Source organism: Pandoraea aquatica, assembly GCF_902459565.1.
In the GTDB taxonomy this organism is placed as follows: domain Bacteria; phylum Pseudomonadota; class Gammaproteobacteria; order Burkholderiales; family Burkholderiaceae; genus Pandoraea; species Pandoraea aquatica.
In genome coordinates this window covers 216,783-237,573 of sequence record NZ_CABPSN010000005.1, presented here as the reverse complement: position 1 = coordinate 237,573, position 20,791 = coordinate 216,783, and the positions used below count along the sequence as shown (strand labels likewise).

Genomic DNA, 20,791 nt, shown 5'->3' with positions numbered 1-20,791 from the left:
ATCTTCCTATAATTGCCCCTGCCAAAGGTGGGGGCATGAGCATTGGGCTCCGCCTGTCGGGGCTATCCCGTTCACTCACCCGTTGCGCCTTGCTGCGCGGGGCTTTTCGGCCGGTGGCGCCCATGGCGGCGCACTGTCAGCGCCGCGTCATCTTCCTGTCAGTTTCGTGCTCGCGAAGCGACAGCGTCCTGCATTCGTTCGATTGTTATCTTTAGCGGAACAGTCATGTCCACGAATGCGGGCTATTCCCTAGGGGTTATCACTGGCATTATCTGGCCTTGACTGATGTCCAGACAGCCAGAGGAAGCGTAGGGAAGCGCGATCCCGGCGGTGCCATGGGGCGGACATCCAATAGGGAAGCACTACGCCATGTCCAATATCGCAATCGTCTATTACTCGCAGGGCGGCGCAACCGCCATGATTGCCCATTCGGTCGCACAGGGTGTGAATGACGCGGGCGCACACGCCCAACTGTTCAGCATCGAGCCGCATCAGCTTATCGGCAATCAATGGCACGACGAAGTCATGCTGTCGCGTCTGGCTGCCGCCGACGCCATCATCTTCGGTGCACCGGCATTTCAGGGCGGCGTTGCCGCCGCATTCAAGGCTTTCGCCGACGCGACCACGGGCATGTGGCGCGCGCGCAGCTGGCGCAACAAGGTTGCGGGCGGATTCTCGTTCAGCTGCCGTTCCGGCGAAGACAAGCGCAACACGCTGGATTACTTTGCCGCGCTGGCTGCACAGCACGGCATGGTGTGGGCCGATGCGCAAGCGGACGACGCCGACTTCGAAATGCGTGGCTCGGCTGGATCGCCGATCACGCGCTTCGCCGGTGATTTCCCGGCGGTCACGGCCCCGGGCGTCGAAGTCGACGCGGCCTATGCGCTCGATCCGGCCGATGTCATTGCTGGCAAGCAGTACGGTCGTAATGTGGCGTCGCTTGTCGCGCGTCTTGCCGGAGAAGTGCTTGAGTCGCCGGCAGTCCTGGCGCGTCGTGCGCTGGAGGCGGCAGAGCGTCGGCTGTAACGTCGCGTAGACGTGAAGCGTCGGCCGGTCCGACGCGAAGCGAGGCATTGCGCGGCAAAGACAGCCGCAGAGAAGGTCGCGACAACGTCAGTCGCAAAGAAGAACGGCACGTTGAGTGAATGCACTCACGTGCCGTTTGTCGTTTCTCGTTTGTTGTTGGCGCGGTGTTGGTGAGATGCGTCGCGTCAGTTGCTTGGCGCGTCGCTTGCCGGTTCGGCGTGAATTTGCAGGACGGCGTCGCGCTTGGCGAGCAAATGCTTGCGCAGAATCTCACCGAGTCGTTTGCCGTCGCGCTTCTCCAACGCGTCGATCATCTGCTCATGCTCGTTGATGGCGCGATCCCACTTGTCCGAATGGAAGTTCGAGCGAAAGCGCAGCGCCATCAGCCGACGGTTGATGGCCACATAAGTCTGTCGCAATGCCCCGTTGCGCGCCGCTTCGTTGATGCGATCGTGAATCGCCTGATTGCGCGCGTAGTAGCCCGGCAGGTCTTGCTGCGCGCGGCACGCGAGCATGGCGTAGTGCAATGCCTTGATCTCGGCGAGTTCGACGACTGTCATACGCTCGGCCGCCAACTCCCCCGAGAATGCTTCGAGCGCACTCATCAGCTCGAACATCTCGCGGATTTCCTTCTCCGTCATGCGGGCGACGCTCGCGCCGCGATTCGGTGCGATCTCGATCAGCCCTTCGGCCGCCAGCACCTTGAACGCTTCGCGTAGTGGCGTGCGCGAGATACCCAGCGTCTCGCACAACTCGCGTTCGTTGAGCTTGACCCCGGGGGAGAGCACCCCCTCGATGATGAGGCGGCGCAGGTGCTCGACGACAGTGTCGTGCAATCGCAGGCGCTCGACACGCGGGATTTCGGGGGCGGCAATCGTCGACGTGTTATCCATTTTTTGCATTCAAAATCATCAAATCGGCATCAGGCGTCATGGTCGCGATTGTAACGCACGGTATCAGGCGTCCGTATCTCTAGGGTAAACGACTGTATTTAAAACGCTTCTCACCCCTTGCGAAAGTCATCCGCTCTGCTAAAGTATTTTGAATGCAAAATTCAAAAACGAATTTTTCAAGAGGAGATAGACGTTCATGTTGAAGCTCGATTTCCATCCCTCGGGTCGCCATTTCCTGCAGATCCCTGGCCCGAGCCCGGTGCCCGATCGCATTCTGCGCGCCATGAGCTATCCGACGATCGACCATCGCGGCCCCGAATTCGGTGCGCTCGGTCGCAAGGTGCTCGCCGACATCAAGAAGATTTTCAAGACTGAACAGCCCGTCGTGATCTATCCGGCGTCGGGCACCGGTGCGTGGGAAGCCGCGCTGACGAACACGCTCTCGCCGGGCGACCACGTGCTCATGTTCGAGACCGGACACTTCTCCACGCTGTGGAAGAAGATGGCCGAAAACCTCGGCCTCAAGCCGGAGTTCATCGGTCTGCCGGGCACCGACGGCTGGCGTCGTGGCGTACAGCCGGACATGATCGAAGCGCGTCTGCGCGAAGACACTGGTCACGCCATCAAGGCGGTGTGCGTGGTGCACAACGAAACGTCCACCGGTGTGACCTCCGATATCGCGGCCGTGCGTCGCGCCATCGATGCGGCCAAGCATCCGGCGTTGCTGCTCGTCGACACGATCTCGGGCCTCGGCTCGGCCGACTACCGCCATGACGAATGGGGTGTCGACGTCACCGTCTCGGGCTCGCAAAAAGGTCTGATGCTGCCGCCGGGTATCAGCTTCAATGCTGTCTCGCCCAAGGCGCTGGAAGCTGGCAAGCAAGCTAAGCTGCCGCGCGCGTTCTGGGGCTGGCAGGAAATCATCGAAGCGAACAAGAACGGCTACTGGCCGTACACGCCGAACACGAACCTGCTGTACGGCCTGTCCGAAGCGCTCGACATGATTCTGGAAGAGGGGCTGGACAACGTGTTCGCGCGCCACCAGCGTCTGGCGGAGGCGACGCGTCGCGCCGTCAACGCCTGGGGTCTCGAGATTCAGTGCCAGGACCCGGCGGTGTACAGCCCGGTGCTCACCGGTGTGGTGATGCCGCAAGGCGTGGATGCCGACGAAGTCCGCAAGCGCATTTACGAACGCTTCGATATGTCGCTCGGTCAGGCGCTCGGCAAGATTCGCGGCACGATGTTCCGCATCGGCCATCTGGGCGACTGCAACGATCTGACGCTCATGGCAACGCTCTCGGGCTGCGAAATGGGCCTGCAAATCTCCGGCGTGAAGCTGGCTGGCTCGGGTGTTGTTGCTGCAATGGACTATCTGGCGCACGCGAAGGACACACCGTCGCTCAAGGTCGCCGCGTAACCTGCCGTTAGTAATCCTAACCAGGAGACGAGGGGCGCTGTTGATGTGTTTGGAGGATCATCGGCGCTCCTGAAGTAAAACGCTTTAATTGTCATTCACGCGTCACAGAGCCTCACAACAGAAGCGCTCGCGACGCAGCAACACCTTTGCGCTGCCGGCATGCTGCGGGCGCGCTCCACAGGATGTTTCAGGAGACATGCAATGAAGCTTTTCAAGGCGACAAGGGTCGTGCTGGTGATGCTATGCGTTATGTATTTCATCACCTACCTCGATCGCGTCAACGTCAGTACGGCGGCAGCCGGCTTCGGTAAGGAATTCAATCTCAGCAAGACGGAAATCGGTCTTGTCTTCTCGGCATTTGCCTATCCCTATCTGGTTTTCCAAATCATCGGCGGTTGGGTGAGCGATCGCTTCGGTGCGAAGCGCACGTTGCTGGTGTGCGGCGCATTGTGGGCGGTTGCGACGATCCTGACCGGTATGGCCGGCGGCCTCGTCACGCTGTTGCTGGCCCGCTTGCTGCTGGGTCTGGGCGAAGGGGCGACGTTCCCGGCGGCCACCTCGGCCATGTCGCGCTGGATTCCCAAGGAAAAGCGCGGTTTCGCGCAGGGGATCACGCACGCGGCTTCGCGTATTGGTAACGCCGTGGCCCCGGCCGTGGTGGTGTTCATCATGGCCACGCACGGCTGGCGCGAATCGTTCTACCTGTGCGGGATCGTGAGTCTGATCTGGGTGGCGCTGTGGGCGTTCACGTTCACTGAACGTCCGCAAGATCATCCGCGCATCACGACCGAAGAACTGGCCGTGCTGCCCGCGCTCAAGGCCAAGACCGGCTCGGTGCCCTGGGGCCCGCTGTTCAAGCGCATGATGCCGGTCACGGTCGTGTACTTCTGCTATGGCTGGACGCTCTGGCTGTTCCTGTCGTGGATTCCGCAGTACTTCCTGCATAGCTACGACCTCGATCTGAAGAAGTCGGCGCTGTTTGCTTCGAGCGTGTTCTTTGCCGGTGTGATCGGCGATACGCTCGGCGGGATCGTCACCGACAAGCTCTACGAGCGCACTGGCAACCTGAAGCGCGCACGTAGCTGGATGGTCTCCGTGTGCATGCTGCTCACGCTGATCTCGCTCGTGCCGATGATGTTCACGCACCATCTGTATGTGTCGATGGCGTGTCTGGCATCGGGCTTCTTCTTCGCTGAAATGACGATTGGCCCGATGTGGGCGATCCCGATGGACGTCGCACCGGAATACTCGGGCACGGCCAGCGGCATGATGAACACCGGTTCGGCGCTCGCGGCGATCATCTCGCCGGTGCTCTCGGGTTATCTCATCGACCGCACAGGGAACTGGGAACTGCCGTTCGTGGGCAGCATGATTCTGATGGCCGTCGGTGTGGTGCTGGCCTTCCGCATGCAACCCGAGAGCAAGTTCTCGCTTGCCGGCGATGCCGCTAACGCAAGCAACGCTCGTCAGCCGGCCTGACGTGCACTTGATGTCTGCCTGATCCGTCGGATCGTGAGGGGGTGCTGAGCGTCCGCACGATCCGCCACGATCAGGCCGACAGGCGACATCTCCCGCAGAACACCTGCCGGACGGGCCTCGTGTCCGTTCGCCGCAGGCCCGTCCCCGATGCCCGGTGCATCTTCTTCGGTACGGCCAGCTCAACGCCAGCAACGTCATGAATTCCCAATCGAACGCCCGCGCGACGCCTCACGGCACCTCTCCCACTTCTCCGGTTACTTCGACGACCGCCAGCCAGCCCGTGCATCTGATGCCGATGCAGCGCGGCGGGGTGGCGCTCACGCCGTTGCAGGACCGCCTGCGACGTGAGCTACGCGGCGATGTGCTGTTTGATCGCGCCAGTCGCGGCCGTTATGCGACGGACGCGTCGATCTATCAGATATTCCCTATCGGCGTCGTGGTGCCACGCGATCAGGAAGACCTGATTCGCGCGCTCGATATCGCGCGCGACCAGAAAGTGCCGGTGCTCGCACGAGGGGCGGGCACGAGCCAGTGCGGGCAGACCATCGGTGAAGCGCTCGTCATCGATAACAGCAAGTGGCTGAACCGTGTGATCGATTTCGACGCCGAGGCGCGCACGGTGACCGTCGAGCCGGGTATCGTGCTCGATCATCTGAACGCATGGCTCAAGCCGCACGGGCTGTGGTTTCCGGTGGACGTTTCCACTGCCGCGCAATGCACCATCGGCGGCATGACGGGCAACAACTCGTGCGGTTCGCGCTCCATTGAGTACGGCAACATGGTGCACAACGTGCTGTCCATCGATGCCGTACTGGCCGATGGCGCGCAACTGCACTTCGGCTCGCTGCATACGCCACCCACGGACGCACGCACGAAGGCGATCCTCGCAAGCGTTCACGACATCGCAGTGCGCGAGCAGGCGGAGCTGCGTGAGCGCGTGCCGCGTGTGCTGCGTCGTGTGGCGGGCTACAACCTCGATCTGTTCGATTGCCTGAACCCGCGCGCGTACACGGACGACGGCGTAGCGAATCTCTCGCATCTGCTGGTGGGCTCGGAGGGCACGCTGGCGTACAGCCGTCAGATCACGCTCAAGCTTGCACCGCTGCCCGCGCACAAGACACTCGGCGTGGTGAACTTCCCCACGTTCTATCAGGCGATGGACCTCACGCAGCACATCGTGAAGCTGGGGCCGGTGGCGGTGGAACTGGTCGATCGCACGATGATCGATCTGGCGATGGACAACGCCGCGTTTCGTCCCGTCATCGAGAAGGCACTCTCGGGCGATCCGCAGGCGATTCTGCTGGTCGAGTTCGCGGGTGACGATCCTGCCGCACTGCGCGCGAAGCTCGACGATCTCGCCACGCTGATGGGCGATCTCGGCTTGCCCGACAGCGTGGTGAAGATGCCGGACGCGGGGCCGCAAAAGGCGCTCTGGGAAGTGCGCAAAGCGGGCCTGAACATCATGATGAGCATGAAGGGCGACGGTAAGCCCGTGTCGTTCATCGAAGATTGCGCGGTGCCGCTGGAACATCTGGCGGAGTACACGCGGCGGCTGACCGAAGTGTTCCATCGCAATGGGACGGAAGGTACGTGGTACGCCCATGCAAGTGTGGGCACGCTGCACGTGCGTCCGATTCTGGACATGCGCCGCGACGGTGCGGTGAAGATGCGTGAGATCGCCGAGGAAGCGGCGGCGCTCGTGCGCGAATACAAGGGCGCTTATTCGGGCGAGCACGGCGACGGGTTGTGTCGTGGCGAATGGGTGGCCTGGCAGTACGGGCCGCGGATCAATGCGGCGTTCGGCGAGATCAAGGATCTGTTCGATCCGGAGAATCGCTTCAATCCGGACAAGATGGTGCGTCCGCCGAAGATGGACACGCGCGAGCTGTTCCGTTTCGCACCCGGCTATGCGGCAAAGCCGGTCACGCCTGCGCTCGACTGGACGGCCTGGAACGTCAAGCGCGATGCGCTGACTGGCGAGCAGAGCGCACCGGACACGGGGACGGACGCCACGCACGGCCTCGCGTCTGCCGTCGAGATGTGCAACAACAACGGCCACTGTCGCAAGTTCGATGCGGGCACGATGTGTCCGAGCTATCGCGTCACGCGCGACGAGCAGCATGTCACGCGCGGACGGGCGAATACGTTGCGTCTGGCCGTCTCCGGGCAACTCGGCGACGAAGGGCTGGCGAGCGACGAGGTGAAGGCGGCGCTCGATCTGTGCGTGTCGTGTAAGGGCTGCAAGCGCGATTGTCCGACGGGCATCGATATGGCGCGCTTCAAGATCGAGGCGCGTCATGCGCGCGCGAAGCGCCACGGCGTGTCGTTGCGCGACAAGCTGATCGCGTACCTGCCGCGCTATGCGCCGTGGGCCAGTCGGGTGGGCGGCCTGCTGGATGCGGCGCAGCGTCTGCCGGGCAGCAACACGGCGAAGCGCTGGCTCGGGCTCGCGCTGGAACGCTCGGTGCCCGCGCTCACCGGCTCGTTCCTGGCGCGTCAGACGCCGCTGGGCCGCCCCGTCGACGCGGCGAATTCGCGTCAGGTGCTGCTCTTCGTCGACACGTTCAACAACTACATGGAGCCGGAAAACGCCCGCGCGGCGAAGCAGGTGCTCGAAGCGGCCGGCTATACCGTCCATGTGAATCAGCGCGCCGGTGAGCGGCCGCTGTGCTGCGGCCGGACGTTCCTCGCGGCCGGTCTGGTGGACGAAGCGAAAGCAGAAGCGCGACGTCTGCTCGACGCGGTAATGCCGTTCGTCGAGCATGGTGTGCCGATTGTGGGGCTGGAGCCATCGTGCCTGCTCTCGCTGCGCGACGAGGTGCTCGGCTACGGCTTCGGCGATGCGGCCCGCAAGTTGGCGGACAACGCGTTTTTGTTTGAGGAATTTCTGGTTCGCGAGAAGGCGGCCGGTCGACTGAATGTGGCCTGGCAGGCGTTGCCGGACGGCGTGGGAGGTGGCGTGGACGAGGCGCTGGTGCATGGGCACTGCCATCAGAAGGCGTTCGACGCTTATTCGCCCGTCACAACGGTCCTTGGTTGGGTGCCGGGGCTGAAGGTATCATCGATCGAATCGTCGTGCTGCGGCATGGCGGGCAGTTTCGGCTACGAGGCGGAGCATTACGACACGTCGCGCGCCATGTCTGAGTTGACGCTGTTGCCGGCGATTCGCCAACGCAGCGAAAACGCCATCGTGGTGGCTGACGGCACCAGTTGCCGCCATCAGATTCACGATGGGGCGCAGACGGAGGCGTTGCACGTCGCGCGCGTGCTGGCGCAGGCGTTGCCGGGCGGAGTGACTTAAGCGACGGCCAGTGCGACGGCGTGCGTGTTGGCGTGGCCTCGACCTTGACCTTGACCTCGACCTCGACCGAATGCCGCCATTTTCTGCGAACGCCCATCAAAGGATTGAGGATTGTGATGCCAGATTCAGTCAATACGGTTTCGACGTCGGCAGGTGCTGCAAACTTGGCACCCGGTAACATTGCCGTGCCGCCCGTGGCACGTGTAGGCGACACGCTCGCGCAGGTGGCCACACCTTCGCTGCTGCTCGATCTCGACGCGTTCGATGCGAACGTCGAACGCATGGCGAGCGCAGCGGCCGCGCGCGGCGTCGCCGTGCGTCCTCATGCCAAAGCGCACAAGTCTGTCGCTATCGCGCGTGCGCAAATGGCGGCCGGTGCGGTCGGCATTTGCTGTCAGAAAGTCACCGAGGCCATCCCGTTCGTCAACGCGGGCATCGGCAACATCCATATCAGTAACGAATTCGTGGGCGAAGCGCGTGTAGCGCTGGCCGTGGCGATGGCGGCGCACGTCACGCTGTCGGTGTGCGTCGACGACGTGCGGCAGGTGGCACCGCTCGGCAAGGCCGCGCAGCGCGCTGGCGTGCGCATCGCCGTGCTGCCCGAAGTGGATGTGGGGCAGGGACGTTGCGGCGTGGATTCGACGGATGCCGTCGGGCAACTGGTCGACGCCATCGATCACTACGAGGGGCTGCGTTTCGGCGGATTGCAGGCTTATCACGGCAGCGCGCAGCACGTGGACGGCTGGGAAAAGCGGCGCGATACCGCACGTCTCGCCGCGGACCGCGCGTCGGCTTACGTGCGCTTTCTCGAAGCGCGCGGCATCGCGTGTCCGGTCGTGACGGGCGGTGGCACAGGCACGGCCGAGTTCGACATCGAAAGCGGCGTGTACACCGAAATTCAGCCGGGGTCGTATGTGTTTCTCGACGGCCATTACGGCTCGCTCGAATGGCGCGACGACTGGCGCTTCCGGCATGGCCTGTTTCTCGCGTCGACGGTCATGAGCACGGCGCGCAATGGCATCATCGTGTGCGATGCGGGGCTCAAGAGCGTGGCGACCGATTCGGGCTTGCCGCGCTTCTGGTCGTCGCAACAGGCGAGCAAGCCGCATTACCGGACCGCCTCGGACGAGCATGGCGTGCTGGAACTCGCCTCGGCGGACGAAGACAGCGCGCCGTGGCTGGGTGAGCCGATTCTGCTGGTGCCGGGACACTGCGATCCGACGGTCAACCTGTACGACCGCTACGTGGCGGTGCGGCACGGGCGGGTCGAAGGCCTCTGGCCGATCGAAGCCCGAGGGCTAAGCCAGTAAGGCGGGGGATTGCGAGGGGCGGCGGTGGCCGAGTCATCGCGGTGACATCCGGCGCCGTCAAAATATTTTGATGCGGGGGCTTCCCAAGGTCGGTAAAGCACGCTATAGTCTCACTTCTTCGCCGTACGGGGGTATAGCTCAGCTGGGAGAGCGCTTGCATGGCATGCAAGAGGTCAGCGGTTCGATCCCGCTTACCTCCACCAAAACGGAAGACTTTAGGTCCCCTTCGTCTAGAGGCCTAGGACATCACCCTTTCACGGTGAGTACAGGGGTTCGAATCCCCTAGGGGACGCCAGATTTAGCGGCGTGATTCTCGGAAAGCTCCAGAAACACGACGTGCAATCGGTTGTCGACAAACGCGCTTGGCTTCACGGCCAAGCGCGTTTTGTTTTTTGTGCTGCCGGTTCATGTGCCCGGCCATCTTTCAGCGCACCGGCGTGCTTGCCGTCTTCCCGACGACTGTCGTCCACGGTCGTACGCGCCACGTTTTCACCAGACCATTCACCACATACGGGTCGGCCTTCGCGAAGGCTTCTGCCGCCGCGGGCGAGTCACCTTCGAAGAGCAGGGCTGCCGTGTCGACGGGCGACTCCAGCGCGCCCGCAAGCAGCAGTTCGCCGCGATCCGACGCCGCCCAGGCGAGCGCCAGATGCGCGTCGCGGTACTGACCGCGACGGTCGAGGTAATCGTCGACGAGTTCGTAAGTGAGCAGGTAGTGCATGGTGTGATCTCCGTGAATTCTTGTGCGGGCGGTGACGTGATGAACTTGTGCCATCGCATCGACGCGCGCCGTACGCGTCATTATCGATAAAACGCCGACGGCGGTACGCCGAAGTGCCGTTTGAACATCGCCGCGAATGCGCTCTGGCTGGCATAGCCATGATCGAGCGCCACATTCACGATTTTTTCGCCGCGCGCCAACGCTTCCAGCGCTTGAAGCAGGCGCGCTTGCTGACGCCAGCGGCCGAACGTCAGGCCCGTCTCCGTGGAGAAGCGTCGCTGAAACGTCTTCGGTGAGAGGCCCGCTTCGCTAGCCCAATGGTCGATGATCGCGTCGTCGCAAGGGCTTTGCATCAGACGATCGCAAACGCGTGCCAGACGAGCGTCTCGCGGCCATGGCAGGTAGAGCGGCAGGACGGGCAGAGCGATCAGTTCGTCGAGCAGCAAACGCATGAGACGCGCGTCCCGCGAGTCGGGCGCGTAGTCCGGCGGCACGTGGATGGCGGCCAGAATCAGCTCGCGCATCAGCGGTGTGATCTCGACGACGCAACTGGTGTCGGGCAACGGTTCGCTGCCCGGTTCGACAAACACGGTGCGCATCTTGACGTTGCCGCTCATGCGCACCGTATGTTCCAGTCCGGCCGCGAGCCAGACGCCGCGTGTCGGTGGGACCACCCAGCGACCCGACGACGACGCGATGATCATCACGCCCTCGATCGAGAAGAGCAGTTGCGCGCGCCGATGCGAATGCGAGGCGATGAACTCGTTGTGCGCGTAGTCGACCGCCATCGCCGCCATCGGCATGGGGGTGCTCTCGAATCGCAGGTGATCGGTCAGGCGCGGATCGATGACACGACGCACAGCCTTTTCGCGCTTTTCGGTCGCCACGGGATGTCCTTTTTGAGACAGGTTTTGGAATTTTAGCGTGAGACGGTCCGGTGTGACATCCCCGACGATGGCGCTTCCTTTGTCAAACCTGTGGGAAATCGTCATGGGGTACTTTCTGTATCCGCTCGGCGCCATGTTGTTGTGGGCCGGCAATGTCATCGTTTCGAAGCTCTCGGCCACGACCATCGCGCCGTCGGCCATCACGTTCTATCGTCTGGTGCTGGCGCTCGCCGTCATGACGCCCTTCGTCATTCGTCCGCTACTGCGCAACTGGCATCACATCCGTCCGCAACTCGCCAAGCTTGGTTTCCTCGGCTTTCTGAGCATGTCGTTCTATCAGAGCCTGTCGTATCTCGCGGCGCACAGCACCACGGCGACCAATATGGCGATCGTGACGGCGCTGGCCCCGCTGCTGACCCTGCTGTGGAGCGTGGTGCTGCTGCGTGAGCCGCCGACCCTCGGCATGCTCGTGGGTGGCCTGCTGTCGCTCGCAGGGCTGGTGTATCTGATCGGGCAGGGGCATCCGTCGCAGTTGCTCGACGGCGGCATGCATCTGGGGGACATCCTGATGCTGATCGCCTCGGCATCGTACGGGTTGTACAGCGTGCTGCTGCGACGCTGGCACGTGGCGGTGCCGCCTGCGCAGTCGACCTACGTGCAGGCGTGGGCGGCGCTGATCACGATGATTCCGATGCTCGCGATGGTGCCGGCCGGTCAGGCGCAGTTGAATGCGGCGACGGTGCCGTTGGTGCTGTACGCGGGATTGGGCGCTTCGATTGTGTTGCCGATCCTGTGGATTCAGGGCATCCGGCATCTCGGGCCGAACCGTTGCAGCATGTTCATCAACGTGCTGCCGGTCATGACGGCGGCGATTGCTGTCGTGCTGCTGGGTGAGCAACTGCACACATTCCACGTGATCGGTGGCGGTGTGGCGCTCGTCGGCGTGTTCATTGCGCAGCGCTGGCAACGTCCGCTGCCCGGCTTTGGTGGCGTGGAAGATTCGGACGAAGTCCCGGCGTAATTTCCTGGGGGGCATACGTCCAGCAAAAGGTCCAGTCAGCATGTCGCTGACTGGACCTTCGGCATTCAGTTTGTACTGCCTCGCATTTGTAGGGGATACGGCCCGAAAATCATAAGCTCGTGAATAGTTCGGGTGAGTTCGGGCTGGTCCGTGAGAGGGGAGCGCTAGCTGATTGATCGGTCGCTCTGAATCGATTGCTGAGTAAGCGGCACTTGCCTTGGCGGGCGGTGCATCCTCAATTCGCGGCGACTGATAGCCCATGTGATTCATCGGTACGAACTGACCAATGAATAGTTCGTGAATAGTTCAGGAATAGTTCGAGGTTCACTTGGCCCGGGCGCGCATCGCAGGTCGCACCCCCCCCCGCCGATTCCCGTTCCCAAGCGGAAGGGGGCGAGGGGCAGGGTGCTCAGGTGTTCCGTACCGCTACCCCGTAAGTACTCACTATGCGACGGTCCTGTTCGGCGGCGGAGAAGGCTTCCCACAGCAGGCCGTTGCAATCGGTGCTGCTCGAATACTCGGGCGCATCGTCGTCTTCGAATCCCACGTGGCGCAGCTCCCCGGCGCGCGACGGCGATTGATTGATCGAGAAGTTCAGCAGGTCGGTGCGCCACATGGCGTACGCGCCCGGCACGACGGCCGCCGGGGGTTGGCCGAGACGTGCTGAATAATCGGTGATGGATTCGTCGAGATCGCGCACGGCGAGCGCGATATGAAAGCGTTTCATGGGGTCTCCTGACGCCGGATTCGATGGGAACGCCGCCGCTGCACTGTGTGAGCGCCCGCTCGCATCTTGTGGCGGATAGCGCGGTGCAGGCGGGATGTCGGCGAAATCCATCTTAGGCGTCAGCAGACACGCTAACCAGACGGGCAGTTATCCCGGTATCCGTAGTGATGGGATGGGGGATGAAGGGAAGGGGGGCGTCGACTGACGTCAGATCGTCAGTCGATGTCGGTCGCGGTGAGTCGACGATAGCGGGCGCTTACTGGGGGCGTTGAAAGTCGTTCTCGACCCACGCACGCGCACTGTTGCGCGAGAGCTTGAACGACGGCGGCACTTTGACCGTCGCAATCGTTTCGCCGAAGCGGTCAATGGCGCTGAGCATGGCGTAGGGATCGTAGTCGTCGGGCACGATATCGAGCGTCACGTCGATTTCGCCGTCCGGCCCGTCTACGCTGATGCGCTTGTGCAACTGCGCGCGCAGTTGCTGTTCGTGACGCCGCAGCACCTCGCTCGCCGTCTTCACCAGCGTATGGAACGCGCCGACGTCCAACGGCTTCGGATTCTTCTTGTCGCGCCCCATCGTCCAAGGCCCGACGAGGGCGGGTTCCGACTCGCCGTCCTTGAACATCGCCACCGCCCAGCCATCGTCCTCTTCATTCTTGACGACCTTCGCCGTCCACCCGTCGTCGCGCCACAGGCGGTCTTCGTGGATGGTATCCGTAGTGCTGGTGTCGTCAGTCGGGATGTCTGCGGGTGTGGTGGGAGTTGCGGTCACTGTCTGAATTCGGGGCTTGAAAGTGGGGTGGGTGGGCTGGATGCGACGGGTGTGAGCGCGCGCTCACAAAGACGGCAATTTTACCGCGTCCGGCGACAGCACGGACGCGTTCCCCGTCTTGCGTATGACGGACAGGGCGTCGCGGGCTCAGCCCTTCACCAGCCCGCCGTCGACGATGAGGTTCTGCCCCGTGACGGCACGCGCCCACGGCGAGAGGAAGTACAGCACGGCGTCGGCGAACTCTTCGGGCGTCGTGACCCGGCGCAACGGCGTGAGGCTCGCGATCAGATCGAACACGGCTTCCGGCGTGGCGGCACTGGCGTCGGTCACGCGCAGCAGACCGCCCGAGACCATGTTGACGGTGATGCCGTCGGGGCCGAGATCGTTGGACGCCGTGCGCGTGAGCGAGAGCAGCGCGGCCTTGGCCGTCGTGTAATCGTGATACGGCACGACCGGATTCTGGAACAAGTTAGTGCCCACGTTCACGATGCGTCCGAAGCCGGCTTCGCGCATGCCCGGCAGGGCAGCCTGCATCGTGTTGAGTGCGCCTTTGACCGCCCCTTCGAGCTGCTGCGAGAAGCGCGACCAGGAGATGTCTTCCAGCTTGGGGCGTGCGTCGCCATCGAAGCGGAAGTCGGCCAGCGCGTTGTTGACGACGGAGACGATCGGGCTGCCGATGCGCTCGCGGGCCTCGGCGAAGAGGCGCGCAACGGCCTTCTCGTCGGTGACGTCGGCCTGCAAGGCGATGGCGCGATCGCCGAGCGATTCGGCCAGTTCGCGTGCGGCGACGTCGCTGCGCAGATAGTTGATGACGACGCCTGCGCCTTCACGCGCCACCGCGCGCGTAATGGCCGCGCCCAGTCCGCGCGCCCCACCCGTGACCAGCACCCACTGCGAATCCAGCTTCATTCCGATATCCCCTAATCCTGCAAAACCTGCAAAAAGGCCGTCATTATCGCGCGTTCTGCAGGATTGTTCGTCGGGGACGGCGGCGGCTCACTCGTTGGCGGTGGCGAGCGCGGCGAGCAGCACGACCGGCAGCAGCACGCTCCAGAAGCCCGCGCCGTGATACGCGAAGCCGCCGAGGATGGCACCGACGGCGAATGCACCCAGCGCCGGCAGCATCTTGCGCAGACGCGTTCGTGCCGCCTTGTCGTCGCCGCAGTTGCCGCTGGCGAGTTCCACCATGTCGATCACGATCTGCGTGGTGTTGCCGGTCATGATGGTGGTCGGGGCGAGGTCGGCGAGCACCAGTCGTCCGATGGCGTTCTGGATCGCCAGCGCGGCCACGCCGAACATGCCGGAGAGAATGGCGAGCGGCGCGTCTGCCGAGAGGATGGGTTGCGCGGCCATGCCGATGATCATGAAGCCCAGCAGCAGCAACGTCTGCAAAATCAGCAACAACCGGAGCGGACGACGGTTGGTGTTCGCAAAACCTTGCACGATGAGCTTGACCATCGCGACGAAAATGACGAACACGGGCAGCGCGAGCAACTTGGCGAGCACGCCGACGTGGGTGCTCGCGACCAGTTGCACGCCGATCATCACAAAGTTGCCGGTCACGTGCGCGGTGAAGAGGCCGAACAGTGCGATGAAGCCGACCACGTCGATATAACCGGCGACGAACGCGAGCGTCATGCCGATGACGGTGGGTTTGGAGAAGTGGCTGACCCAGCTACGGGCGAGCGTGGCGGCCTCGGTCGGTGTGGGAATATGGCGGGGAGTACCCATGACGGCTCCTGTGTCGGCATGCGTGGCAGATGGCGTCGCGTGCAGCGCGCTGGCCCGGATACTGCGTCACTGCGTGCCCGAAGCGGGCGTCTGTCCGGCCCCGGACGCTGATGAAGCATATCACCGGCCCGCTACGGCGGACGCCACGTTGACCCGCTATACTGCATCACGCTGGCGGTCCTGCGCGACCGTCCGAACGTCTTATTGCATCGCGTGGCCGAAGTGACAACGTCGGCGTCGTCGACATGCGCGACACCGGCCACGCTGCTCACATCGACAGGAGATTTCCATGAAGACCAGCGCTCGCAACCAGTTCAACGGCAAAGTCGTTTCGCTGCAACGTGGTGCGGTAAACGACGAAGTCACGCTGCGCACAGACGCAGGCCAGGAGATCGTCGCGGTCATCACGCATGCGAGCACGGTGAATCTGGGCCTGAAGGAAGGCAGCGACGCCGTAGCGCTGATCAAGGCCTCGTCGGTGATCGTGATGGTCGACGCCGACGCGAGCAAGGTCTCCACGCGCAACGTGATCACCGGCAAGGTCTCGCGCGTCGAGACAGGTGCAGTGAACAGCGAAGTCGAAATCACGGCCGATAGCGGTGCGATCATTGCCGCCATCGTCACGAACGAAAGCGCGAAGCGTCTGGGCCTTACGGCCGGTCGCGCCGCCGCCGCGCTGGTCAAGGCATCGAGCGTGATTCTGGCCGTCGCCTGAGTCACATCACTGCGCATCATTCTGCAAAATTGCCTGAACGCCAGGCAATGTCTTTCATGCACGGTCTCACACTGACACCTTCGCATGCACGCCCCGAGGCGACGCTGTTCGCCTCGCTCCTTGTGGTCAATGCCACGCCCGAGCGCTTGGCGCGCCTCGGGCTGTCGGGGGCGGCGCTGGCGACGTTATTGCGTCGCCATTTTCATCCTGTGTCCGACAGTTGGCAGACGCTCGCCGCAGCATTGCCGACGCCCGCGTGGGCATCGCACGCAGTCTTCGTCGTCGAGATGAAGGAGATGCTGCGCCGTCGTGCCGATCCGATGCTCCATCCGGTGGATGCCGCCGACATGGCGACGATTCTCGCCACGGCGTGCCTGCGTCCCGATCATCTCTGGCGTGATCTCGGCCTGACAGGACGCGACGACGTCACCGCGTTACTCACGCACTTCTTCCCGACGCTGGTCACCGAGAACACGGCAAATCTGCGATGGAAGCGATTCCTCGCGGAAGCTTGCGCGCAGGCTTACGGACGCGCCCCTGGACCCGCGCCGGGGTGCCCCGGCTGTGAGGCGTATGGCGAGTGCTACGCACACCTGCGCCAGACCGTCATTCCGATTGGAACGGTGGATCCGACGCGTCGTTGACTCGCCTATCGAATCTCCTCAAGCGCGCGGGGCACGAGATCCAGTAGATCCTGAGCCATTGAGCCGGCCTTGGCAGCACCGTCCTCGATGTCGTCGTCGGTCATGTCCGTCATGCCGGGCTCCGTCATTCTCGGCATCCAGGCACGCTCCACCTGATATCGGAGGTCATACGCGAAGAGGAGGTCGCCGCGGTATGCGTTCATGCCAATGAGCGTCAAGGCGCTCAGCAGCGAAGGGGTCGCTTTCAGATACTGCGTATGCGCTCGATAGTAATCGTCTGGCTCGACCGTCTTCTTGTCTCGTATCGCCTCTTCACGGAACGCCTTGCGCTGATCGTCCAACGTCTCCAGCACGGGGGCGTTTTCGTGCCGAAACGACAGTATCAGGTGCGCCATGTCGTCAGCTTGCAACAACATCGGCAATTGCGACGTCCAGTCACGAGGGGCCAAAAACAGGTAGTCGCCAATCTGGAAGCGGGGACCGTGGCCATTGTCGATGTGCCACTGCAAACGATGGCGATGCTGCGGTTCGACGCAGCGCAGCAGGGTCGCAAATGCCTCGAATCTATCTCGGGTCGTTTCCGCTGTCGCGAGCGTGTGAACCGCATTCATGGCAACGGATTTATTCGTGCCGTAGTACCAGTCCTTGATGCTCTCCCAAAGGGATCTCAACGCGAATTTGAGACCGGGCTGGGTGCAAGTGTCGATGATGTCGTCGTTAAGACTGCGTGAATGCGCACCGGCCAGGCCGATGTGTGTCGTTGAAAGTGAAATGGACATCTCGATGACTCCTTATGTTTGACTGCGCGGTGGCGTGAGCCCGCCTCAGGCACCGTATTGGCCGATCTCTCGCCTCGGCACCGGGCTGCGGCTCGCCGCGAGACGCTCATGAAACATGTCGGTCACCAGCAACATGACGTCCTGCGCCATGCTGCCCATGAGCGCGCTGGACGCATCGATACCTTCCTCATCGGTGCTTGCACTCCCGACCGTCGCTTCGCGCCATGCCTTTTCGACCTGTAGGCCAAGTTCGTGCGATTCGTCGCAGCGAACGCCATTGCGGTTCATGCCGATGAACTCCAGCGCTTCGACGAGTTTGGGCGAGCTTTCCAGATACGTTTTTTTGGTGCTCAGATCGTGGAGGACAACGCCGTCGTCCTCCGCGCTTTGCTCCGGCGCACGCAACAGGTGGACCGTTTCGTTTTCAACGCGCACGAACGCCGACAGTAGCGACTCGTCGCCGTGATGCATCCTCAGCAACATCTGGGCCATGTCGTCAACGCTCAGATGCATCTCCCCGTGCGCGGACCAGTCCGGCGCAGCGAGAACGATGCAGTCGCCGATCATGAAATAGGGATCTCCGCCATCGCCCGCGCACCACTTCAACTGTTCGCGGTGTTCCGGTTCGATGCAACGCAGGAGATCGAGAAATGCGTTGATTTGCGTGCTGGACGACTCGGTTGTGGCCAGCGAGTGAATCGCGGTCATTGCCGCGACCTTGTTCGTGCCGAAGAACCAATCCTTGATGCGCTCCCACAGGCTGCTCAACGCGTAGTTGACGCCGGTTTTCGTGCACACCGTGACGGTCTCGGCATCGAGGCTGCGCGGGATAGCGCCAATGAGTCCGATCGACGAATTTGCTGCTGAAATTGTCATTGCTAACAGTCCTTTCTCTGCTGAGCGGTTTTTGTGTCCGGTGAAGATTCCGGTCAGGAAGCGCGATTGAGCGATGAGCGGAGCGTCAGGTTGACCGACAGCGCGACTCGCTTCAGGTGCTCGCGATCGTGGAACATGGTGCTCACCAGGCGCATCAGGTTTTCTGCGTTGTGTGACGTTGCGGCGGCCTGGTCGTCGTTTGCGCAGACGCGTGTCAGCGCCGTTTTGACTTCGCATCGCAGCTGGTAAGCGAGGTCACCGTTCTCGTCGTTTCGATGCAGGCCGATGAGTTCCAGCGCGCTCCCAAGCGACGGCGACTGTCTCAGAAACCACTGTTGTGCTTCGCACATCCGGTCAGCGTCAACTTCGGCCTTTTTCTCTGGAAACGGCCTCTCGTGTGCCACTTCAGAAATGCGACGGAGGCCGACCTCGCGCAGCGTTTCCAGCACCGGCAGTCTCTTGTATCGAAGGGACAGCAACAGCTTCGCCATATCGGCTACGCTCAGCGGCGGTTCCGACGGCACCAGAGACGCCCAGTCTGCCTTCCACGGCACGAGGTATGGACCGATCAGGAAGGAGGGGCGTCCGATGTCGTCAATAATCCAGGCCAACTGATTGCGATGCTCCGGCTCGATATATCGAAGCATGTCGATGAACGACGCGTACAACGCGTGAGTTGTCTCGGCGTTCAGTATGCGGAATAGCGCCTTTTTTGCGTCTACGCGGTGGGTTCCGAAAAACCAGTCCTTGATGCGTCCCCAGAGACTCTCCAGATCCAGCTCGGAGCGCGCATTTGCACATTCCTCCAGACTTTGTGCGCGCAAACTATAGGCGGTGTCGCTGGACAGCGCGGGTAACGGCGAAGACAAGCTTGTGATCATCAGGACGACTCCTTTGCAAGCGAACCCTCGGTTCTCAGGACGATACGTTGCGCCTCCCTGGGAGGGCTTCAGTAGCGATCTTTGAGCGCCTCCGCCAGCTTCGACAGTTGCTCGGCGTTACGGCCGATCTCGCCGGTGAATGGTGCCTCTATCCCGTTGATCTCGAACATCAGTGCGTTGATCGCGGCTTTCACGCGGGTGCTCAGCCCGGGTAGCTGCTTTTCCAGATGCAGTCGCATGATCTGAAGCGCGTCGAGCAGCGTCGGCATAGCGCGGAGTTGGGTCTTGCATCTCTCGAGCGTCGCGCTGCAGTTTGGTGTGTCGGACAGATCGTACAACTGCAGCCCGAAGTAGTCGCATCCCGTTAGCACGTTATAGCCGTCGAACCGTAACGTGAGCAGCAGACGGCAACTGTCTTCGAAGTCCATCCACGCGGCATGCTTCATGTAATCGGCCGCGTCGTGCGCAGGCGCAAAGACGTGATCGCCGATCTGAAAGCCAAGCACTTCGTGACTGGAGAGGTTCCAATGCAAACGGTAGAGGTCGGCGGGTGCCACATAGCGCAGCAGCTCGGTGAACGCCGACAGCTGTTCGTCCATATTCTTCGGATGCGCCAGCCGAAACAGGGCGAGTTGGGCGGCTTCCATATGCGTGCCCAGGAAGAAGTCCTTGATCTGTCCCCAGACGCTCATGAGCGCCTTCTCGTTTTCGGCGTCTATGCACTTCTGGACCGTCTTGGCACTCAATGTGCAAGGGAGGTAGCCAGTGAGTTGGGGAAAAGGAGAGACGGAAACCGTCGAACTCGCCATGCTATGAAGTCCTTGTGTCGTGATGGGGCACCGAGCGCGTTGTCGTTGCTTCGCTGCCCCGGGCTATCAATTCTGCGCAGAGGCTACGAGCGACGAATTCCAGAAATCGCCCGGTGCGCGGCAGGAAAATTCCTGCGCTGATAGCATGTGCCTTTGCCCCGCCATCCCCCGCTACGCGCACTTTGCGCAATGGGTCATCTCCCGAGGAGTTCCCCGATGTCCATCACCCTCTATCGCGCCACGATTCCCGTTTATCTCCGTGGCCTGACCGTCATGGCCGACTACATCAAGAAGGCGCGCGCGCATTGCGAAGCCACGTCGACCGACCCGGATTCGATTCTCAAGGCCAAGCTCGCGCCGGACATGCTCGACTTCGTTGCGCAGGTGCAGCGCGTGAGCGATACGGCGAAGTTCGCGGTGTCGCGCATCACGGGCGTAGAGTCGCCGAAGTTCGAAGATTCGGAGACGACGTTCGATCAACTGCATGAGCGCATCGTCAATACCGAGGCCTACATCGCAGGTATTCTCGAAGACCGTTTCGAAGGGGCGGAGTCGCGCCCGATCACGCTGAAGTTCAAGACGCAGCAGACCACGATGGACGCCGTCGACTATCTCTTCAAGTTCGCGCTGCCGAACTTCTATTTCCACGTGACGACGACGCACGACCTGCTGCGCGCGCAAGGCGTGGAAGTGGGCAAGATGGACTATCTGGGACCGTTCGAGATGCAGCCGGTCTGACGCTTTGACGACGTGCGCCAAGTCGCTGGCGTGCGTGTGAAATAAGCGAGCGCGCCGACCCGGA

Annotated in this window: 20 protein-coding genes and 2 tRNA genes; 11 read left to right on the top strand and 11 right to left on the bottom strand. The window is 62.5% G+C overall.

Annotated features, from left to right (window positions below; all coding sequences use genetic code 11):
• Positions 1-369: 369 nt before the first annotated feature.
• Positions 370-1,026 carry a flavodoxin family protein gene (locus tag PAQ31011_RS18130; RefSeq protein WP_150577130.1) on the top strand — a complete coding sequence of 219 codons (657 nt, stop codon included), beginning with the start codon at positions 370-372 and terminating at the stop codon, positions 1,024-1,026.
• Between the two features lie 185 nt (positions 1,027-1,211).
• Here PAQ31011_RS18130 and PAQ31011_RS18125 read toward each other — a convergent pair whose 3' ends face one another.
• Positions 1,212-1,928, bottom strand: a complete 717-nt coding sequence (locus tag PAQ31011_RS18125; RefSeq protein ID WP_150577129.1) for a GntR family transcriptional regulator — start codon at positions 1,926-1,928, stop codon at positions 1,212-1,214.
• 187 nt (positions 1,929-2,115) lie between these two features.
• Between PAQ31011_RS18125 and PAQ31011_RS18120 the strand changes: the two genes are divergently transcribed.
• The 6 genes from PAQ31011_RS18120 to PAQ31011_RS18095 all read left to right on the top strand — a co-directional run bounded on the left by PAQ31011_RS18120 (position 2,116) and on the right by PAQ31011_RS18095 (position 9,721).
• The gene (locus PAQ31011_RS18120) at positions 2,116-3,336 is read left to right on the top strand and encodes a pyridoxal-phosphate-dependent aminotransferase family protein (RefSeq protein ID WP_039396834.1); all 1,221 of its coding nucleotides are present in this window, start codon (positions 2,116-2,118) and stop codon (positions 3,334-3,336) included.
• A gap of 201 nt (positions 3,337-3,537) precedes the next feature.
• Entirely contained in the window at positions 3,538-4,815 is a 1,278-nt protein-coding gene (locus PAQ31011_RS18115) for an MFS transporter (protein ID WP_150577128.1), read from the top strand.
• 196 nt (positions 4,816-5,011) lie between these two features.
• A complete protein-coding gene (locus PAQ31011_RS18110; RefSeq protein WP_150577127.1) occupies positions 5,012-8,116 on the top strand; it encodes an FAD-binding and (Fe-S)-binding domain-containing protein in 3,105 nt (1,034 codons plus the stop codon).
• A 224-nt stretch (positions 8,117-8,340) separates the two neighbouring features.
• Positions 8,341-9,426 carry a DSD1 family PLP-dependent enzyme gene (locus PAQ31011_RS18105; RefSeq protein ID WP_150577289.1) on the top strand — a complete coding sequence of 362 codons (1,086 nt, stop codon included), beginning with the start codon at positions 8,341-8,343 and terminating at the stop codon, positions 9,424-9,426.
• Between the two features lie 127 nt (positions 9,427-9,553).
• Positions 9,554-9,629 (top strand) — tRNA-Ala (locus PAQ31011_RS18100).
• 16 nt (positions 9,630-9,645) lie between these two features.
• Positions 9,646-9,721 (top strand) — tRNA-Glu (locus PAQ31011_RS18095).
• A 129-nt stretch (positions 9,722-9,850) separates the two neighbouring features.
• Here the strand turns inward: PAQ31011_RS18095 and PAQ31011_RS18090 are convergent.
• Positions 9,851-10,147 carry a YciI-like protein gene (locus tag PAQ31011_RS18090; RefSeq protein WP_150577126.1) on the bottom strand — a complete coding sequence of 99 codons (297 nt, stop codon included), beginning with the start codon at positions 10,145-10,147 and terminating at the stop codon, positions 9,851-9,853.
• An 80-nt stretch (positions 10,148-10,227) separates the two neighbouring features.
• Positions 10,228-10,950 (bottom strand): AraC family transcriptional regulator, encoded by a 723-nt coding sequence (locus tag PAQ31011_RS18085; protein ID WP_150577288.1) that lies wholly within the window; start codon positions 10,948-10,950, stop codon positions 10,228-10,230.
• 187 nt (positions 10,951-11,137) lie between these two features.
• On the opposite strand from PAQ31011_RS18085, the gene PAQ31011_RS18080 reads away from it, so the two are divergent.
• Positions 11,138-12,055 (top strand): DMT family transporter, encoded by a 918-nt coding sequence (locus PAQ31011_RS18080; protein WP_150577125.1) that lies wholly within the window; start codon positions 11,138-11,140, stop codon positions 12,053-12,055.
• Between the two features lie 409 nt (positions 12,056-12,464).
• Here the strand turns inward: PAQ31011_RS18080 and PAQ31011_RS18075 are convergent, their stop codons facing one another.
• From PAQ31011_RS18075 to PAQ31011_RS18060, 4 genes are all read right to left on the bottom strand, one after another.
• Positions 12,465-12,782, bottom strand: a complete 318-nt coding sequence (locus tag PAQ31011_RS18075; RefSeq protein WP_150577124.1) for a VOC family protein — start codon at positions 12,780-12,782, stop codon at positions 12,465-12,467.
• Between the two features lie 256 nt (positions 12,783-13,038).
• Complete coding sequence (locus tag PAQ31011_RS18070) at positions 13,039-13,554, bottom strand: hypothetical protein (RefSeq protein WP_150577123.1); 516 nt, start codon at positions 13,552-13,554, stop codon at positions 13,039-13,041.
• Between the two features lie 147 nt (positions 13,555-13,701).
• The gene (locus PAQ31011_RS18065) at positions 13,702-14,463 is read right to left on the bottom strand and encodes a 3-oxoacyl-ACP reductase (RefSeq protein ID WP_150577122.1); all 762 of its coding nucleotides are present in this window, start codon (positions 14,461-14,463) and stop codon (positions 13,702-13,704) included.
• Between the two features lie 87 nt (positions 14,464-14,550).
• Positions 14,551-15,285 carry a YoaK family protein gene (locus tag PAQ31011_RS18060; protein WP_150577121.1) on the bottom strand — a complete coding sequence of 245 codons (735 nt, stop codon included), beginning with the start codon at positions 15,283-15,285 and terminating at the stop codon, positions 14,551-14,553.
• Between the two features lie 289 nt (positions 15,286-15,574).
• Here PAQ31011_RS18060 and PAQ31011_RS18055 point away from each other — a divergent pair, with 289 nt between their 5' ends.
• Both PAQ31011_RS18055 and PAQ31011_RS18050 read left to right on the top strand, forming a co-directional pair.
• Positions 15,575-16,000 carry a TOBE domain-containing protein gene (locus PAQ31011_RS18055; protein ID WP_150577120.1) on the top strand — a complete coding sequence of 142 codons (426 nt, stop codon included), beginning with the start codon at positions 15,575-15,577 and terminating at the stop codon, positions 15,998-16,000.
• 56 nt (positions 16,001-16,056) lie between these two features.
• A complete protein-coding gene (locus PAQ31011_RS18050) occupies positions 16,057-16,644 on the top strand; it encodes a nitrogen fixation protein NifQ (protein WP_246179641.1) in 588 nt (195 codons plus the stop codon).
• Between the two features lie 5 nt (positions 16,645-16,649).
• Here the strand turns inward: PAQ31011_RS18050 and PAQ31011_RS18045 are convergent, their stop codons facing one another.
• From PAQ31011_RS18045 to PAQ31011_RS18030, 4 genes are all read right to left on the bottom strand, one after another.
• Positions 16,650-17,423, bottom strand: coding sequence for a hypothetical protein (locus tag PAQ31011_RS18045; protein WP_150577118.1), 774 nt, complete (start codon positions 17,421-17,423; stop codon positions 16,650-16,652).
• Positions 17,424-17,468: 45 nt separating this feature from the next.
• Positions 17,469-18,299 carry a hypothetical protein gene (locus tag PAQ31011_RS18040; RefSeq protein WP_150577117.1) on the bottom strand — a complete coding sequence of 277 codons (831 nt, stop codon included), beginning with the start codon at positions 18,297-18,299 and terminating at the stop codon, positions 17,469-17,471.
• A 53-nt stretch (positions 18,300-18,352) separates the two neighbouring features.
• Positions 18,353-19,180: a hypothetical protein gene (locus PAQ31011_RS18035; RefSeq protein ID WP_150577116.1), complete on the bottom strand. Its 828-nt coding sequence runs from the start codon at positions 19,178-19,180 to the stop codon at positions 18,353-18,355.
• 68 nt (positions 19,181-19,248) lie between these two features.
• On the bottom strand, positions 19,249-19,872 hold the full coding sequence (locus PAQ31011_RS18030) for a hypothetical protein (protein ID WP_150577115.1): 624 nt from the start codon (positions 19,870-19,872) through the stop codon (positions 19,249-19,251).
• A 333-nt stretch (positions 19,873-20,205) separates the two neighbouring features.
• Between PAQ31011_RS18030 and PAQ31011_RS18025 the strand changes: the two genes are divergently transcribed.
• Positions 20,206-20,727 (top strand): DUF1993 domain-containing protein, encoded by a 522-nt coding sequence (locus PAQ31011_RS18025; protein ID WP_150577114.1) that lies wholly within the window; start codon positions 20,206-20,208, stop codon positions 20,725-20,727.
• The last annotated feature ends 64 nt before the right edge of the window (positions 20,728-20,791 follow it).

Excerpts from the sequence above, each read along its gene's own strand:
- PAQ31011_RS18040 (WP_150577117.1), bottom strand. The coding sequence starts at position 18,299 with ATGACAATTTCAGCAGCAAATTCGTCGATCGGACTCATTGGCGCTATC.
- PAQ31011_RS18115 (WP_150577128.1), top strand. The coding sequence starts at position 3,538 with ATGAAGCTTTTCAAGGCGACAAGGGTCGTGCTGGTGATGCTATGCGTT.
- PAQ31011_RS18065 (WP_150577122.1), bottom strand. The coding sequence starts at position 14,463 with ATGAAGCTGGATTCGCAGTGGGTGCTGGTCACGGGTGGGGCGCGCGGA.
- PAQ31011_RS18030 (WP_150577115.1), bottom strand. The coding sequence starts at position 19,872 with ATGAGCGTCTGGGGACAGATCAAGGACTTCTTCCTGGGCACGCATATG.
- PAQ31011_RS18025 (WP_150577114.1), top strand. The coding sequence starts at position 20,206 with ATGTCCATCACCCTCTATCGCGCCACGATTCCCGTTTATCTCCGTGGC.
- PAQ31011_RS18035 (WP_150577116.1), bottom strand. The coding sequence starts at position 19,180 with ATGATCACAAGCTTGTCTTCGCCGTTACCCGCGCTGTCCAGCGACACC.
- PAQ31011_RS18045 (WP_150577118.1), bottom strand. The coding sequence starts at position 17,423 with ATGTCCATTTCACTTTCAACGACACACATCGGCCTGGCCGGTGCGCAT.
- PAQ31011_RS18075 (WP_150577124.1), bottom strand. The coding sequence starts at position 12,782 with ATGAAACGCTTTCATATCGCGCTCGCCGTGCGCGATCTCGACGAATCC.
- PAQ31011_RS18110 (WP_150577127.1), top strand. The coding sequence starts at position 5,012 with ATGAATTCCCAATCGAACGCCCGCGCGACGCCTCACGGCACCTCTCCC.
- PAQ31011_RS18130 (WP_150577130.1), top strand. The coding sequence starts at position 370 with ATGTCCAATATCGCAATCGTCTATTACTCGCAGGGCGGCGCAACCGCC.
- PAQ31011_RS18080 (WP_150577125.1), top strand. The coding sequence starts at position 11,138 with ATGGGGTACTTTCTGTATCCGCTCGGCGCCATGTTGTTGTGGGCCGGC.
- PAQ31011_RS18125 (WP_150577129.1), bottom strand. The coding sequence starts at position 1,928 with ATGCAAAAAATGGATAACACGTCGACGATTGCCGCCCCCGAAATCCCG.
- PAQ31011_RS18090 (WP_150577126.1), bottom strand. The coding sequence starts at position 10,147 with ATGCACTACCTGCTCACTTACGAACTCGTCGACGATTACCTCGACCGT.
- PAQ31011_RS18050 (WP_246179641.1), top strand. The coding sequence starts at position 16,057 with ATGCACGGTCTCACACTGACACCTTCGCATGCACGCCCCGAGGCGACG.
- PAQ31011_RS18085 (WP_150577288.1), bottom strand. The coding sequence starts at position 10,950 with ATGCCGATGGCGGCGATGGCGGTCGACTACGCGCACAACGAGTTCATC.
- PAQ31011_RS18060 (WP_150577121.1), bottom strand. The coding sequence starts at position 15,285 with ATGGGTACTCCCCGCCATATTCCCACACCGACCGAGGCCGCCACGCTC.
- PAQ31011_RS18055 (WP_150577120.1), top strand. The coding sequence starts at position 15,575 with ATGAAGACCAGCGCTCGCAACCAGTTCAACGGCAAAGTCGTTTCGCTG.
- PAQ31011_RS18120 (WP_039396834.1), top strand. The coding sequence starts at position 2,116 with ATGTTGAAGCTCGATTTCCATCCCTCGGGTCGCCATTTCCTGCAGATC.